The organism is Moraxella sp. K1664, assembly GCF_039693965.1.
Lineage (GTDB): Bacteria > Pseudomonadota > Gammaproteobacteria > Pseudomonadales > Moraxellaceae > Moraxella.
Genome location: NZ_CP155576.1, coordinates 179419 through 195077, shown reverse-complemented (window position 1 = coordinate 195077; position 15659 = coordinate 179419). Strand labels below are relative to the sequence as shown.

Genomic DNA, 15659 nt, shown 5'->3' with positions numbered 1-15659 from the left:
TGGGGTGCGGTTCACTCTGAGCCGTGTTTTTTATCATAAATTTTATTTTTTCTCTTTTTCAGGTCTGACCCAATTTTCAATGGTAACTTGCTTGCCACGAGCGACCACTAATTTATTTTCCGCACAATCTTTGGTAATTACCGACCCTGCCCCAATCGTGGCATTTGCCCCAATCTTGACAGGGGCAACCAGTACCGCATTTGAACCAACTCGCACTTCATCGCCGATGACGGTTTTAAATTTATTCACGCCGTCATAGTTAGCGGTAATGGTTCCTGCTCCGATGTTGGTTTTTTGCCCAATGGTGCTATCGCCCAAATATGCCAGATGATTGGCTTTTGCCCCTGTTGCCATTTGCGTGTTTTTAAGCTCCACAAAGTTGCCAATATGCACATCATCAGCCGTTACCGCCTTTGGACGCAATCTGGCAAAAGGTCCGATTTGGTTATTTTCGCCAACGGTTGCATGATCAAACATACTATATGGAGCAACGACTGTGCCACTTGCAATGGTTGTGTTTTTAATCACACAGCCTGCACCGATTTGCACATTATCGCCAATTTGACAATCGCCTTCAAAAATCACATTGATATCAATCTGCACATCTTTCCCCACCGTCAGCGTACCACGCAAATCAAAACGGCTTGGGTCAATGATATGCACGCCTTGTTTCATCAACAGCTCGGCTTGATGTTGTTGCCAAGTGCGTTCTAATTGGGCAAGTTGTACACGGTCATTCACCCCTTCAATTTCAAACTGGAATGTGGGCGATACCGTATCAATATCAATGCCGTCATCAACCGCCATTTTGACAATATCGGTCAGATAATATTCGCCTTGTGCATTGTCATTATTTAGATTTTTTAAATATTTATGTAAAATTTCATTAGCAACACAATACACACCGCTATTAATTTCTTGAATCTCTTTTTGAGCGTCTGTGGCGTCTTTTTCTTCCACAATGGCAACCACTTGGCTATTTTTGCGAATAATTCGCCCAAGTCCAAACGGATTATCCAGATTCATGGTCAGCATGGCAAATGGGCTTTGGCTATTTACCAGCTTTTGTAAGGTATCCACGCCAATCAAAGGCACATCGCCTGATAAAATCAGACTTTTACCGTCCGTTGGCAACACCGGCAACGTCATGGCAACAGCATGACCTGTACCCAATTGCTCGGCTTGCTCCACCCATTCAATCGTTTCATGAGCAAATGCGTCCTTGACCTTTTGCCCTTCAAACCCATAGATCACGATATTTTTTTGGCTATTTACCTGTTTGGCGGTTGCCAAGACGTGTGCCAATAAGGGCTTGCCTGCTAAGGGTTGCAAGACTTTGGGGTTGGCGGACTTCATGCGAGTGCCTTTGCCACCTGCTAGAATGATGATGTTTAACATGGTAAATCCTTACTAAAATAGGTAAAATTATTATAACATGGAATGTGGAAAAACATAAAGTCAGATAAATTTATACAACCGCTTGAAATGCCATTTATCAATAATATACTCAAATTAATCTTGGTGGTAATTCATAAAATCACAACCACAAATACCACCGCCGACATCACCCCTGCCAATATGTCATCAATCAATATCCCAAATCCGCCAGAGACATTTTTATCCACCCATTTGATGGGAAAAGGTTTGATAATATCAAAAAAGCGAAATAAAATAAATGGAATAATCAAATAACCCCAAACATCAATAAAATAATCGCTTGTTATATCATACATTTTAAAACCATAATAATGTTCTATGATTGCTCCAAAATCATAGAATTTATCGTAGGAAATCGGCAATAACGCAATCCACATTCCTACCCATTCATCAAAGACGATATGCGGGTCATCGTGGGTGTTCATCAAATCAGACGTTTTGCCACAAATATAACTGCCAATCAGACAACCAATAATGGTAATTATTAAAAACCCCCAAACCCCCAATAAAAGCATGGGTAAGGCAATAATAACTCCGCCTACCGTCCCCCAAGTGCCAGCAGCTTTTTTGGGCAGACCAGAACCCAAGCCAATCCCCAGCCAATATACGCATTTTTCAAAGGTGGTGGCGGTGGTCGGGCAGGGCGGACAAGGGTTTGATTTACGAATGTCGGGTTTGTGGTTGGTGGCTTGGCTCATTCTATGGTCTTATTTATTGAGTTTTGATATGATAAAGTATTTCGCTCAAACGAGAACCCACATCATCAATATCATCAATTTGGCTTAATTTTTGAATGGGTGCTTTGGACAAAGTATGCCAAGTTGTTTTAAAATTTGGCACATCATTTTCTTGGTTAGTATTCATATTTTCTTGATGGCGGAATTTGTGTGTTAAAAAATTAACACTGTGCGTATATTCAATATAAGGACCATGATTAGATGATAAATCATAGCCAATCAAATAAAAGTCTTTATCATTATCAATGGTGCGATAATCAAAAAGATATTGCCAACTACCATATCGTCCATGACCGTAATAAAAGATAAGTTTATTCCCTTCGGCTTCAATCTCCAATTCTGGGGCAAAATATACGCCACCATCTTCATTTTCGGACGCAAATAATGCTTTATTTTCCAAAACTTTTTGGTAGCCTTGATTGGTTTTAAATAAAATAACAATCCCACGCCGATTTCTATCCACCATATCGCCAGAGTATGTTTTTTCCCATGCTGATTTTTTAGTGTCTTTGATGAGTAACACGCAATCTTTTTTGCCGTCTTTATTAAAATCAGCTTGGCAATGTGTTTCGGTTAATTTAAATCCCTTGGGGATAAATTTTTGAAAAGATTGATTATTGGCAAATGCTTGATTGCATAAACCACAAGATAATAAAACCACCAAAATAAATTTATTCATGATTAACGCCTTTTTAATTAACAAGCATTCATCAAAAATGCTCCCACCCTTTTACCAATAAATCCACTTGTTTTTTATCATGTAAAAACACCAATCCCTTATCCGCCACAATTTGCCCAATCGGATAAATAGCCATATCAGGATTTTGGGTTTTAAATAAATCAAGTTTAGCAGAAGGCATGGTAAAGCACAACTGATAATCATCGCCCCCATTGATTTGATGTTGCCATTTTTGGGCGTGGGGCAAGGCATCGAGCAGGGCATGGCTTGGTATGGCATCAAGGTCAATCACCGCCCCCACACCACTTGCCGTCAAAATATGCCCCAAATCCTGCCCCAAGCCGTCCGAGATGTCAATCATGCTAGTTGCAAAGCCGATAAGTCGCTCCCCAAGTGCCACCTGTGGGGCAGGGTATTGCATGGCTTGGCGTAGGTCGTGGGGCAGACTGTCTGGCGGTCGGTTGGCGTGTCCGTCTGCGTTCAAATCGTCCAAAATCCCATGCAAGGCAAGGCTTGCAAGCCCCACCGTGCCACTTACGCACACCATATCGCCCACGCACGCCCCTTGCCGTGTGATTGCTTGGCTTGACGGAACAAAACCCAAAGCCGTAACCGAAATCGCCAAAACGGGCGAGCCTGTGGTATCGCCCCCAATCAGCTCTACCCCAAACGGTGTGCAAGCCGCCGCCAAACCCTCTGCAAACGCTTGACAAAAATCATCATTCGCCATGGCTTTTGGTAAAGACAATCCCACCAAAATGGCGTAAGGTGCTGCCCCCATGCTGGCAAGGTCGGACAGATTGACCGCCACCGACTTGTAGGCAATGGCGTGCGGGTCGGTCTCATGAACAAAATGCCGTCCTGCCACGAGCGTATCCACACAGCTGACAAGCTGGCTATTTGGCGGAATGTGGCTTACCGCACAATCATCGCCAATGCCCAAAACGGTATTGGCATGGCGTGTGGTGGCGTGTTTAAAATGGGTGTAGATTAGGGAAAATTCGGACATGCGTCAATCCGTTTGATGGTTTTAAAAAAGGGCAGAATTATTGAACCGACCCCCAAATCTTAGACATAAGATTAAAGGTTAGGTTGTTGCAAGTGGTTGTATTAACCCTAATTGGACTAAGTTTCTGTACTTAACAGGACTTAGTCCTTTTAATTTGCTCTTTATTCTATCATGATTGTAGTAGTGTATGTACTCATCAATCACTTGTTTAAGTTCATCTGTTGATGTAAATGTGGTTGTCTCATAAAATATCTCTTGTTTTAGCGTACCAAAGAAGCTCTCTATCACAGCATTATCCAAACAATTGCCTTTTCTTGACATGCTTTGGGTTAAGCCTTGTTCTTTTAGGGTTTGTTGATACTGGTGCATTTGATAGTGCCAGCCTTGGTCTGAATGAATGATGGGTTTGTCATCCATCTTTTCTTGGCTTAGCTTGGATAGGGCATCATTTAACATCTCTTTGACCAACTCATACGTTGGTCTGTCCTTCATCGTATAACTGACAATCTCACCATTAAACAAGTCGATGATGGGCGATAGGTAGAGTTTTCTTTGAATGACACTGCCATCATTTGCCTTGTCTTGTACTTTAAACTCTGTGATGTCTGTTGCCCACTTTTGATTGGGTTTGTCTGCTTTAAAGTCTCTTTTGAGTATATTGTCCTGAATGGTATCTTTGCCCATTGTGCCTTTGTAAGTATTAAACTTACGTTGACGACGAACCAATGCTTTGAGTCCAAGTTTAGCCATCAGTCGTTGCACTCGTTTATGATTAATGACCATGCCTTTTTGGGCAAGCTGATTGTTAAGCTCTGATGTGATTCTACGATAACCATACCTGCCCTTGTGTTGGTGGTAGATGTGGTTAATGTGTTCTTTTAAGTCAAGGTCTTTGTCAGGCTTTGTACTTTGACGAATGTGGTAATAAAACACACTTCTTGGCAAGTTTGACACTGCCAATAAGTCAGCAAGTTTGTGCTTATGCCTTAATTCTTGGATGATCAGGACTTGTTCTTTGTTTGTACTGATTGTTCCTTTTGACGAATTAAGGCATCTAGCTTTTTTAGATAGTCATTCTCTGCTCTAAGATAGGCAAGTTCATCAAGCAAATCATCCACACTTTTTTCGTGGTCTTGTTTGGTTTTCCAAGTTGATTTGGTTTTATTAGCGTTGTGTTTGTTTGACATTGCTTTTTTGCCTTTGGGTTTGGGTATTAGTCCCATTATACCAAAGGCTTGGTAGGACTTTAACCAAGTTGACAGTAAAGAAGGTTGTGGCAGATTAAGCTCTATGGCAAGTTGTGTAAGCGATTTGCCCTGTTGTATGGCTTGAACGGCATTAAGCTTAAAATCTGTGTCATAGACAGCCTTTGTGTGTCGTCTTTTTATGCCATCAATGCCATGTGCTTGATAGAGTTTAACCCATAGCTCTACGGTTGTGTGGTTTAGATTAAAGTGTTTGGCGGTTTGTTTGTAGCCATGATGATTAAGATAATACCCAATCACAGACAGTTTAAAGTCGGTTGTGTATTTTGCCATAAAAAGCACCCCAAAGGTTAGTGTGTCTAACTTTTGGGGTGCGGTTCATTATCCGCCCTTTTCATTATTCACTTTCTTTTTTGGCTTTTTTCTCAGCTTTGTTGGCTTGATATTCCAATTCTCGCACGTCTTTGGCATATCTATCCAAAATGGCATTGATAAATTTATGGGCATCGGTTGCCCCAAAATGGGTATTTAATTGCATGGCTTCATCAAGCACCACTTTATAGGGAATATGCAAGCTGTATTTTAATTCATACGCCCCAATCAGCAATATCGCTCGCTCAATCATATCAAGGCGGTCAAAACTGCGGTCAAGATAACGAGCGATATCCACAATCAGCTCGCCTGCTTTCATCGGAATCTCACGCATCAGCTCATGATAATAGCCCAAATGCACGGTGTGCATGGCGTTTTCGCTACGAGTGCGAGCGACAATGGTATGTGGCTCATTACCGCCTAATAAATCACGGCTTTGGGTGGCAAAACGATAATCGGTCATCAGCCATTCGTACAAACCCTGCACGGCAAAACGGCGAGCCTTGCGAATGGCGGTGTAGCTGGTTTTGTAGCCAGTTTCGTTGATGTCAAATTGGTCGTTTTGGGGGTTGGGTGTGGTCATATTTAGCCTTAAAATAATACTGCATTAAAATCATCTTTTAATGGGAAAATAAAAAAATGGGGCATTGTTTTATGATTTGGGGCAAGTTGCAATTTGCCCCGACATTTTTAATGTAAAACAATGCCAAATTGATATGATAGAGATTATAAAGCCTTTAACACGCTGACCATTTCAATGGCGGTCATACCTGCTTCATAGCCTTTGTTGCCTGCTTTGGTGCCAGCACGTTCAATGGTTTGCTCGATGTTTTCGGTCGTCAAAATGCCATTAATCACAGGAATGTCATGATGTAGAGCCACGTGCGATAAGCCTTTGGCAGACTCGCTTGCCACGATGTCAAAATGCGGTGTCGCCCCACGGATAATCGCCCCAAGCACGACAATGGCATCATAGTTGCCCGTTACCGCCATGCGTTTGGCGGTCAAGGGTAGCTCAAATGCCCCCGGTACACGCACCACCGTGATGTTCTCGCCAAGCACGCCATGACGTAGCAGAGCATCTAACGCCCCTTCTACCAAACTTTCAACCAAAAAACCATTAAACCGCCCTACCGCAATCCCAATACGCAGATTGGCATTGTCATGCAAGGCACCGTCAATGTGGGTTACGGCATTTTTTTGTTCGGTAAATGTGGTCATAAGGCTCTCATCATAAATAAAGGGTTGGTTGTCCATTATATCAAATTTACCTTTGCCAACAAAGTATTTTTTCTGTTATGATAAGACCTTTTTTTAAAGATTGGGAGTATTCATGGATAGCATGAGTGCGTGGATTTTGGCGATTATGGATAGGCTTGGGCTGGCAGGGGTTACGCTGATGATGTTTTTGGAAAACGTCTTTCCGCCCATACCGAGCGAGCTTATCATGCCAATGGCGGGATTTTCGGCAGGTCAAGGCAACATGAACATCATTGCTGTCATCATCGCAGGGACGGCAGGGTCGGTGCTTGGGGCGTTGCCACTGTACTATCTAGGGACGGTGTTTGATGAAAAACGCCTGTACACTCTGACCGAAAAGTACGGCAAATACCTACTCATCAAGCCGTCCGACATCACCAATGCGACCCATTGGTTTAACAAACACGGCAAGGCGGTGGTATTTTTTGGGCGAATGATACCCGCCATTCGCTCGCTCATCTCTATCCCTGCCGGCATGAACCGTATGCCGATGTTGCCGTTTTTGGTGCTGACGACATTAGGTTCTGCCATTTGGACGACTCTGTTGGCGTATGCCGGCTATGTGCTTGGGGCGAACTATGAACAAGTGGCAGAGTTTATCGCTCCCATTAGTAAAGGCGTGGTGGTCGTGGCGGGGCTTGTCTTGGCGGTCGTGATGTTTTTGCGGATTAGGAGTGTGTTTTTTGATAAACCCTAAAAACACCGCCAATACAAAAACAAACCCCAAACATCTTCTTGGGGTTTGTTTTAAAAAGACGGTCGTGCTATTTAAATCACTCAGTACGCAATAAGTCATTTAGGCTGGTCTTGGCACGAGTTTGAGCATCTACTTTTTTAACGATAATGGCGGCGTATAGGCTGTATTTTCCGCATGGACTTGGCAAGTTACCTGGTACAACAACCGAACCTGCTGGCACACGTCCGTAGTGAATCTCGCCTGTTTCACGGTCGTAGATTTTGGTGGATTGACCGATATACACACCCATAGAGATGACCGAGCCTTCTTCGACAATCACGCCTTCCACGATTTCAGAGCGAGCACCAATAAAGCAGTTATCTTCGATAATGGTGGGGTTTGCTTGTAGGGGTTCTAGCACGCCACCGATACCCACACCGCCTGATAGGTGGACGTTTTTACCGATTTGGGCACATGAGCCAACGGTCGCCCAAGTATCCACCATCGTCCCTTCGTCCACATACGCACCGATGTTGGTATAAGACGGCATGAGCACCACGTTTTTGGCGATGAATGAGCCTTTACGAGCCACGGCAGGGGGAACGACACGCACGCCAGCGTTTTTGAAATCTTCTTCTATCCAATCGGTAAATTTGGTGTCCACTTTGTCAAAAAAGCGTAAATCGCAAGACTCAATCGGCTTGTTGTCATTGATTTTAAAGGACAGCAGTACCGCTTTTTTGACCCATTGATGAACCACCCATTCGCCGTCAATTTTTTCGGCAACACGAAGTGAACCATTATCCAAGCCTGCAAGCACTTCTTCAACGGCAGAACGCACATCAGCAGGGCAGTCGCTCGCCCCAAAGTTGGCACGGTTGTCAAAGGCGGTTTCAATGATGTTTTGTAAAGACATAACAATTTCCTAAGTGAAGTAAATAACGCTTTATTCTAGCATAATTTAAGCTGATTTTATTGAGATTTTTGATTGTTTTTATCAATGATATGATTTTTTATCCACCCCAAAATATCCCCATACACCCTATCTTTATCCGTCTCATGCAGTGGCTCGTGTCGCATATTGGGATATAGGTGCGTGCGGACGTTTTGCCCTGCTTTGATGAGTTCGTTTTGTAGTTCATCAATGTCCTGCCCCATGCGTCCGACTGGGTCGTCTTTACCGCTTATGAGCAAAATGCGAAAATCTTTGGGCGTGTGGGCGTACCATGTGGGCGATGTGGCTTTTTTGATAAGGGCTTGCAAGGCGACAAAGCCATTATTGCTAAACGCAAAACCGCATAAGGGGTCGGCTTCAAAGGCTTTGATGCTATCGGTGTTTTCGGTCAGCCACGCAAAAGGCGATGCCGATATGGGCGAGCGGATTTGCGAGAGTAGATAGTGGTTTAGGAGTGTGGCAAAGCGGACGTTGGGGCGTTTTGGATTCACATAATTCATCACCCCAAGTGTGGTTAGGGCAAAGCGGTTGATAAGCCCAAAGCTGTTGCCCGTCCCCATGATAATCGCCCCGTCAAAGCTCGTGGCGTGGTGGGTCAACACCGTCCGCACGATAAATGACCCCATAGAATGTCCCATGATGTAATGGGGGGTGGGGCGGTCGGTCAGCGTGCGTGCCTTGTCTTTTAATTTGTCCGCCATGATGACCACGTCTTTGCACAGGGCTTGGACGGGGTGTTTTTCATCAATAAAACCAAGCTCGTATTTGTCCTTGACCGTCTGCCCATGCCCAAGTTGGTCGTAAGTGGCGACCAAAATACCATGATTGGCTAAAAACTGAGCAAAATCAGCATATCGTCCACTATGCTCACTCATACCATGCACGATAAGCAAGGTGGCGTTGATGTCGCCTTTGGGGATAAAAAAAGTATGGTGTAGGCGGTGAATGCCGTTTGATGAGAGAATGGTTTTAAATTTCATAAGTGCATACAATTGTTTTTTTTATTATACAAAATTTTTGCCATTCTGCCAATTAAAATTGGTTTATCAAAACTGGTGAATTTGCCAGAGTTGGGCAGTTATGCCCCTGTTGGGGCTAGTACCGATGAGTTTGCAAATAAAATCGCCGATGAACTGTCAGACCCCACCAAGACCGAATTTTATAAACCTTTTTGGTTAGGGTGGGGTTTATGTAAAAAAAACATAAAAAATTAATTTATATAAATTATATAGTTATAAAGAATTGTATTATTATACTATATTTCCATTGCATTTAGTATCCATGCAAAAATATATAACATACCACCAAGTAACAAAAAATGAATTTGTGTTTCTGGCTTAACAATATAGTACTGAGTAGGTTTTCTAGGGTTTATATACAATGTTATATATTCTATTCTTTGTAAGAAATTTTCTCTTTGTCTATGTGTTGTTGTGTTTATATTTTTATGAAAAATTAATTTTTCATTAATCTCATGACCTTTGTATACAAGATTAAAACTAACACAAGGCTCAAAAAACTCCATAACCCCCGATTTTAGCGTTAATCTTTCAGTTAATACAATTTCTTTTGTCAAATCATAGATATCTATTCTCTCCCATAATAACATACTAAGTATATTTTGAATAATGTAAGATTTTAATGAATAGATACAAAAGATTGTTGCTATGATAATAATAATTAGCATATATCAAAAGCCTATGGTTTTCTACGACTCAGCAAGTAATATACCACCTATGGTTTGGGTAAATCGTGCTACAACAAAATATTTTCCTAAAACATCATCTAAAACACTAATTGCACCTTTCAACTCATTGGAGTATTGTGCTATTTGAAGTAGCTTTGAGGAAAAATCTGCAACATATGAAAAGAATTGTAATAATATACCCAATGCATTATATAAAGCAGCCCACCCCCCCCATTATTACCCCCATCAATTAAATAAGCCCCACTCCCAGTCTGTGGGTCAATGATAATATAACCAGAGCCTTTCCAGCCCTTATAGTTAATCGTCTTTTCAAGTGCCATAGTACGACCCACCGCCACATTATCACGGATATCCGTCATCACACCGCTAGATAGGCTAAGTTTTGGGATAATCTGACTATAACACATAAAGTTCATTATTAAACAGGATATATATTTGCTAAAGTAGCTAATGTTATAAACCAAATAAATACTAACATTATACAAACATAAGGATTGCTTTTGTATCTAGTTCTATTAATGTCTAATGCTATAAGCAATAATGCTGATGGAATGATATAAATCCAGTCTAAATTGGTTAGGACGTTACCAAATATATGCCAGTCCAAGACATTACCTCCAATTGTTATAGATGATAGCAACCCCCTGACTTTGGATAAAGCCTTTTAACTCATTGTTATCATTATCACGACTTACCGCTTGATACATTAATTGGTCAATATCCATCATCATGCCCTTAAAACTTCCCCCGAAAATAATACCATAGCGTTTATTTGGGTGAATATAAGTCGCAAAGCTACCATACGCCATAAAGGGGGATTTTAACACATTGCCATGTTGTTTAGCAATCACATCTTGGGCTTGGTTAATTGCAAAATAGCTTTGTACGCCAGCTTGCATCATCGCCCTTTTTACTGGCTATTTCATATATTTACGCATATTAGATTTCCAGATAATAGGCATAACAACTGCTGAAATAATTGTTATGATAAATAGCTTCATTAATCCTTCAATTTTATATTGAATAAATGCCTGATTGTACATTTCCAACGCCAAATAGAAAGACAATATGCCACAAAACGAATAAATGAGATTGGTAAAATGAAAATAATATTTAATCTTTAAGCTCTGATGATAATCCTTATATTTCAGTAAAATAAAATACGAAACTATTAATGAAGAAATAATTAGTAAGATATAATCCAAATTGTTTATATTGTTCATGGCATTTCTCTACAAGATAAATTGTTTACAGCTCCTGATACAGCTCAGCAAAAGTATCACCTAAGAAGAAAGCTATAAATGCTCCAATTGCACCACCGTCAATGAGATAAGCCCCTGAGCCAGTCTGTGGGTCAATAATGATATAACCAGAGCCTTTCCAACCTTGATTATAAATATTATTTTATCAATTTACAATAACTATCAATCAAATGCTAGACCCCACCAAATCCGATTTTTATAAGCCTTTTTTGGAAGTGGTGGGGTTTAAATTAGTCTAGTCATATCTTACTGTGTTGTTTGGTGGTGATAGTATCTTGGGCTTGGTTAATGGCAAAGTAGCTTTGTACGCCAGCTTGCATCATCGTCCTTATCAAATCCAGATTGAATTAGTCTGAGTAGGAAAAAAGTTAGATTCCGATTCATAATTTAGTTTTATAAAATTGTATAATACCTAGGAAAAAAGAGATTAAAATAGTAAAAACTCCAGCCTTACTTAACTTACCATTTTTCATATTTTGCAACATTATTAGAATAATTCCAAAAACAAACAGTAATATTATATGAGTAATCCCAAAAACTAATCCTAATACCACGGATATACCCCATAGAAGAGCTTCTATCCAAAAACCTTTTCTGATACTTGTTTCACCGTAATTTTTCATTGAATTACCCTTCTTTGCAGACTCTAGTATTAACTACGTTAGATACTAACTGTGAATTAACGTATCCTACAGTGAACATACTAAGTAGAACTACTAGAGCGGGAGCAGCAAATAAAACCAACTCCCTATGATAACTAAAGTTAAAACTGTCATACCTATTAAAGTAATTTCAGATAATAAGGTTGATTTGCAGTTAGATGCTAACTTAATTACTCCAAGTAGAAATGAAGTTGCAAAAATGCTCTAGCTAAGCTTCCTAAAAATGCAGAAGGCGTTCCAGAAATGATTGCTAGTAGGCTTTTGAAAGCATTTCCCCAACCAAGAAATTGAAAAACTTTTTGTAATCCAGTTAGCAGAGTTATGTCCCCACCATTAAACCTACCACTAATCATATAAGCACCCATACCAGTTGTTGTATCAGTAATGATATAACCAAAGCATTTCAAACCTTGATTATAAATATTATTTTATTAATTTGTAATAACTATATCAATCAAATGCTAGACCCCACCAAATCCGATTTTTATAAGCCTTTTTTGGAAGTGGTGGGGTTTAAAATTTATTAAGGTTATTCAAAATTATTAATATGTGTTTGTATGGCTAACCCTAATTCAGCGAGTTTTTTTATGGTTTTATTATCCAAATTTATTAACTCATATTCATTAGAATCGTTATCGTAAATAATATAAAGACTAGACCAATTTTTAAATAAATGTGAAATTTCGCTAATTTTATTAAATTCTAATAAATAGTTATAAATTAGATCATTTAGACTATACATGTTTGTATATAAATTGAAATCTATATCTAATTTATGAGTTTTACAAATATAGATTTCTTTGTTCCGTGAAAGCCGAATAGTTGAAAAATTTCTTAATGAATTCATGTCAATTTTTTGTAAATTGACATAGTCATCAACTGATAGTAATACTGATATCTCAATAAATCTTATCATTAATTATTTTCCCATGATACAACTGGATTTTGCCATCTTTCGTAGCTAGGGATATATGTTGCCCCAGATTTATTGCAGGTTCCTGCTGGTGAAGCAAAAACAATTGCACCATCTTTGCATGCACATATATCAAAATGTGAAACAGGACTTAAACCATACTCTTCCTTGTATTGATGTTCGAAGCCAAATACATCAATTGTCTTTAGATGAAATTTACTAGCCTTTGGGCATTGAATTTTTGCTTCGCATTCTTCATTATTTGCTGCTAGTGCTGTAGAAGGTATTAAACTTGCAAGAAAACTTGCTACTAAAACAGCAACTGGAGTACCTGTACCTACTGTACCCACTTCAATACTACTAACAGATACAAATATAGCAACTCCAATACCAATAGCAATAGATGTATTAATAATAATCTCTTTATTACAAGTCAGAAATGTGTTTGTTTAATTTATTAATAACTCAAAAGCATTTTTTTGTTAATGCTAAAGATTTACTAGACTCACACTCTGCATCTATTTTAATTTTCTTGCTAAAAAAAGTATTAGTATTGATAATATAGGGTATATAAGGAAAAAGTAAGAGTGTGCACCCATACCTGTATACATGCAATAGAGCATAATAATTGTTACAATAAGTAGTAATAAAAATTTAACATTTGTTGTCATAGTATACAAACCTTATTAAAAGCAAGAACCTATTCCGAGAAGCCCAGAACCTGTACCTATTGCACCCCCAAGAGCCCCAGAATACAAAACTTTACTTAAAAACAGTGAATCGAGAACTGCTGTTGTTCCCACTCCAGCACTAATACCAGCACCTAAGCAGATTAATCCTGTATGGTTCTTATCATCATTAATTAAAATTAAACCAACTAAAATAGTTAACATAATAACAACTGGGGCTAATACCATCGTTAGCTCTGCAATTGCAGCACCGCTAATTCCTACAAACAGCTTACTTTGTATTCCTATTAAAATCGTCTGTATAAGAACACCTATCATTAAACCAACAACAAAAGCAAACCCCCCCCATTCGCCACACCATCAATGAGATAATCCCCCGTTCCATTAGTTGGGTCAATAATAATATAACCAAAGCCTTTCCAACCTTGATTATAAATATTATTTTATCAATTTACAATAACTATCAATCAAAGATGTGTGGCACGCACTCCATGAAACCAAAAACATAAAAAAGGGCGAAAATATTGAACCGCACCCCAAAAGTTAGACACACTAACCTTTGGGGTGCTTTTTATGGCAAAATACACAACCGACTTTAAACTGTCTGTGATTGGGTATTATCTTAATCATCATGGCTACAAACAAACCGCCAAACACTTTAATCTAAACCACACAACCGTAGAGCTATGGGTTAAACTCTATCAAGCACATGGCATTGATGGCATAAAAAGACGACACACAAAGGCTGTCTATGACACAGATTTTAAGCTTAATGCCGTTCAAGCCATACAACAGGGCAAATCGCTTACACAACTTGCCATAGAGCTTAATCTGCCACAACCTTCTTTACTGTCAACTTGGTTAAAGTCCTACCAAGCCTTTGGTATAATGGGACTAATACCCAAACCCAAAGGCAAAAAAGCAATGTCAAACAAACACAACGCTAATAAAACCAAATCAACTTGGAAAACCAAACAAGACCACGAAAAAAGTGTGGATGATTTGCTTGATGAACTTGCCTATCTTAGAGCAGAGAATGACTATCTAAAAAAGCTAGATGCCTTAATTCGTCAAAAGGAACAATCAGTACAAACAAAGAACAAGTCCTGATCATCCAAGAATTAAGGCATAAGCACAAACTTGCTGACTTATTGGCAGTGTCAAACTTGCCAAGAAGTGTGTTTTATTACCACATTCGTCAAAGTACAAAGCCTGACAAAGACCTTGACTTAAAAGAACACATTAACCACATCTACCACCAACACAAGGGCAGGTATGGTTATCGTAGAATCACATCAGAGCTTAACAATCAGCTTGCCCAAAAAGGCATGGTCATTAATCATAAACGAGTGCAACGACTGATGGCTAAACTTGGACTCAAAGCATTGGTTCGTCGTCAACGTAAGTTTAATACTTACAAAGGCACAATGGGCAAAGATACCATTCAGGACAATATACTCAAAAGAGACTTTAAAGCAGACAAACCCAATCAAAAGTGGGCAACAGACATCACAGAGTTTAAAGTACAAGACAAGGCAAATGATGGCAGTGTCATTCAAAGAAAACTCTACCTATCGCCCATCATCGACTTGTTTAATGGTGAGATTGTCAGTTATACGATGAAGGACAGACCAACGTATGAGTTGGTCAAAGAGATGTTAAATGATGCCCTATCCAAGCTAAGCCAAGAAAAGATGGATGACAAACCCATCATTCATTCAGACCAAGGCTGGCACTATCAAATGCACCAGTATCAACAAACCCTAAAAGAACAAGGCTTAACCCAAAGCATGTCAAGAAAAGGCAATTGTTTGGATAATGCTGTGATAGAGAGCTTCTTTGGTACGCTAAAACAAGAGATATTTTATGAGACAACCACATTTACATCAACAGATGAACTTAAACAAGTGATTGATGAGTACATACACTACTACAATCATGATAGAATAAAGAGCAAATTAAAAGGACTAAGTCCTGTTAAGTACAGAAACTTAGTCCAATTAGGGTTAATACAACCACTTGCAACAACCTAACCTTTAATCTTATGTCTAAGATTTGGGGGTCGGTTCAAGAGATAAGCCGTGTTTTTGTTTGG

Annotated in this window: 18 protein-coding genes; 3 read left to right on the top strand and 15 right to left on the bottom strand. The window is 39.6% G+C overall.

The window, feature by feature from the left end; genetic code table 11:
* Positions 1–42: 42 nt before the first annotated feature.
* The 8 genes from glmU to ribE form a co-directional block, all read right to left on the bottom strand.
* Positions 43–1398 (bottom strand): bifunctional UDP-N-acetylglucosamine diphosphorylase/glucosamine-1-phosphate N-acetyltransferase GlmU, encoded by a 1356-nt coding sequence (glmU, locus tag AAHK14_RS01075; RefSeq protein WP_065255325.1) that lies wholly within the window; start codon positions 1396–1398, stop codon positions 43–45.
* A gap of 131 nt (positions 1399–1529) precedes the next feature.
* A complete protein-coding gene (locus AAHK14_RS01070; RefSeq protein ID WP_062500471.1) occupies positions 1530–2135 on the bottom strand; it encodes a phosphatidylglycerophosphatase A in 606 nt (201 codons plus the stop codon).
* Between the two features lie 13 nt (positions 2136–2148).
* Positions 2149–2853 carry a hypothetical protein gene (locus AAHK14_RS01065; protein WP_062500474.1) on the bottom strand — a complete coding sequence of 235 codons (705 nt, stop codon included), beginning with the start codon at positions 2851–2853 and terminating at the stop codon, positions 2149–2151.
* Between the two features lie 31 nt (positions 2854–2884).
* A complete protein-coding gene (thiL, locus tag AAHK14_RS01060) occupies positions 2885–3862 on the bottom strand; it encodes a thiamine-phosphate kinase (RefSeq protein ID WP_065255326.1) in 978 nt (325 codons plus the stop codon).
* 78 nt (positions 3863–3940) lie between these two features.
* On the bottom strand, positions 3941–4861 hold the full coding sequence (locus AAHK14_RS01055) for an IS3 family transposase (RefSeq protein ID WP_264753555.1): 921 nt from the start codon (positions 4859–4861) through the stop codon (positions 3941–3943).
* A 2-nt stretch (positions 4862–4863) separates the two neighbouring features.
* Positions 4864–5400 carry a helix-turn-helix domain-containing protein gene (locus AAHK14_RS01050; protein WP_065256690.1) on the bottom strand — a complete coding sequence of 179 codons (537 nt, stop codon included), beginning with the start codon at positions 5398–5400 and terminating at the stop codon, positions 4864–4866.
* A 64-nt stretch (positions 5401–5464) separates the two neighbouring features.
* Complete coding sequence (gene nusB / locus AAHK14_RS01045; RefSeq protein WP_065255327.1) at positions 5465–6022, bottom strand: transcription antitermination factor NusB; 558 nt, start codon at positions 6020–6022, stop codon at positions 5465–5467.
* Between the two features lie 143 nt (positions 6023–6165).
* On the bottom strand, positions 6166–6660 hold the full coding sequence (gene ribE, locus AAHK14_RS01040; protein WP_029103191.1) for a 6,7-dimethyl-8-ribityllumazine synthase: 495 nt from the start codon (positions 6658–6660) through the stop codon (positions 6166–6168).
* Between the two features lie 112 nt (positions 6661–6772).
* On the opposite strand from ribE, the gene AAHK14_RS01035 reads away from it, so the two are divergent.
* Positions 6773–7396: a DedA family protein gene (locus AAHK14_RS01035; RefSeq protein WP_065255328.1), complete on the top strand. Its 624-nt coding sequence runs from the start codon at positions 6773–6775 to the stop codon at positions 7394–7396.
* A gap of 76 nt (positions 7397–7472) precedes the next feature.
* Here the strand turns inward: AAHK14_RS01035 and dapD are convergent, their stop codons facing one another.
* The 7 genes from dapD to AAHK14_RS01000 all read right to left on the bottom strand — a co-directional run bounded on the left by dapD (position 7473) and on the right by AAHK14_RS01000 (position 13882).
* Entirely contained in the window at positions 7473–8291 is an 819-nt protein-coding gene (dapD, locus tag AAHK14_RS01030) for a 2,3,4,5-tetrahydropyridine-2,6-dicarboxylate N-succinyltransferase (RefSeq protein ID WP_065255329.1), read from the bottom strand.
* A 56-nt stretch (positions 8292–8347) separates the two neighbouring features.
* Complete coding sequence (locus tag AAHK14_RS01025) at positions 8348–9310, bottom strand: alpha/beta fold hydrolase (RefSeq protein ID WP_065255330.1); 963 nt, start codon at positions 9308–9310, stop codon at positions 8348–8350.
* A 275-nt stretch (positions 9311–9585) separates the two neighbouring features.
* The gene (locus AAHK14_RS01020; protein WP_346818210.1) at positions 9586–9939 is read right to left on the bottom strand and encodes a hypothetical protein; all 354 of its coding nucleotides are present in this window, start codon (positions 9937–9939) and stop codon (positions 9586–9588) included.
* Between the two features lie 710 nt (positions 9940–10649).
* Entirely contained in the window at positions 10650–10937 is a 288-nt protein-coding gene (locus AAHK14_RS01015; RefSeq protein WP_065255335.1) for a hypothetical protein, read from the bottom strand.
* Between the two features lie 743 nt (positions 10938–11680).
* A complete protein-coding gene (locus AAHK14_RS01010; protein ID WP_065255337.1) occupies positions 11681–11923 on the bottom strand; it encodes a hypothetical protein in 243 nt (80 codons plus the stop codon).
* Between the two features lie 954 nt (positions 11924–12877).
* Complete coding sequence (locus AAHK14_RS01005) at positions 12878–13225, bottom strand: hypothetical protein (RefSeq protein ID WP_065255340.1); 348 nt, start codon at positions 13223–13225, stop codon at positions 12878–12880.
* 336 nt (positions 13226–13561) lie between these two features.
* Positions 13562–13882 (bottom strand): hypothetical protein, encoded by a 321-nt coding sequence (locus AAHK14_RS01000; protein ID WP_194092755.1) that lies wholly within the window; start codon positions 13880–13882, stop codon positions 13562–13564.
* 255 nt (positions 13883–14137) lie between these two features.
* On the opposite strand from AAHK14_RS01000, the gene AAHK14_RS00995 reads away from it, so the two are divergent.
* Together AAHK14_RS00995 and AAHK14_RS00990 are read left to right on the top strand one after the other, a co-directional pair.
* The gene (locus AAHK14_RS00995) at positions 14138–14674 is read left to right on the top strand and encodes a helix-turn-helix domain-containing protein (protein WP_065256690.1); all 537 of its coding nucleotides are present in this window, start codon (positions 14138–14140) and stop codon (positions 14672–14674) included.
* The gene (locus AAHK14_RS00990; RefSeq protein WP_115246899.1) at positions 14647–15597 is read left to right on the top strand and encodes an IS3 family transposase; all 951 of its coding nucleotides are present in this window, start codon (positions 14647–14649) and stop codon (positions 15595–15597) included. The genes AAHK14_RS00995 and AAHK14_RS00990 overlap by 28 nt, the downstream gene beginning before the upstream one ends.
* The last annotated feature ends 62 nt before the right edge of the window (positions 15598–15659 follow it).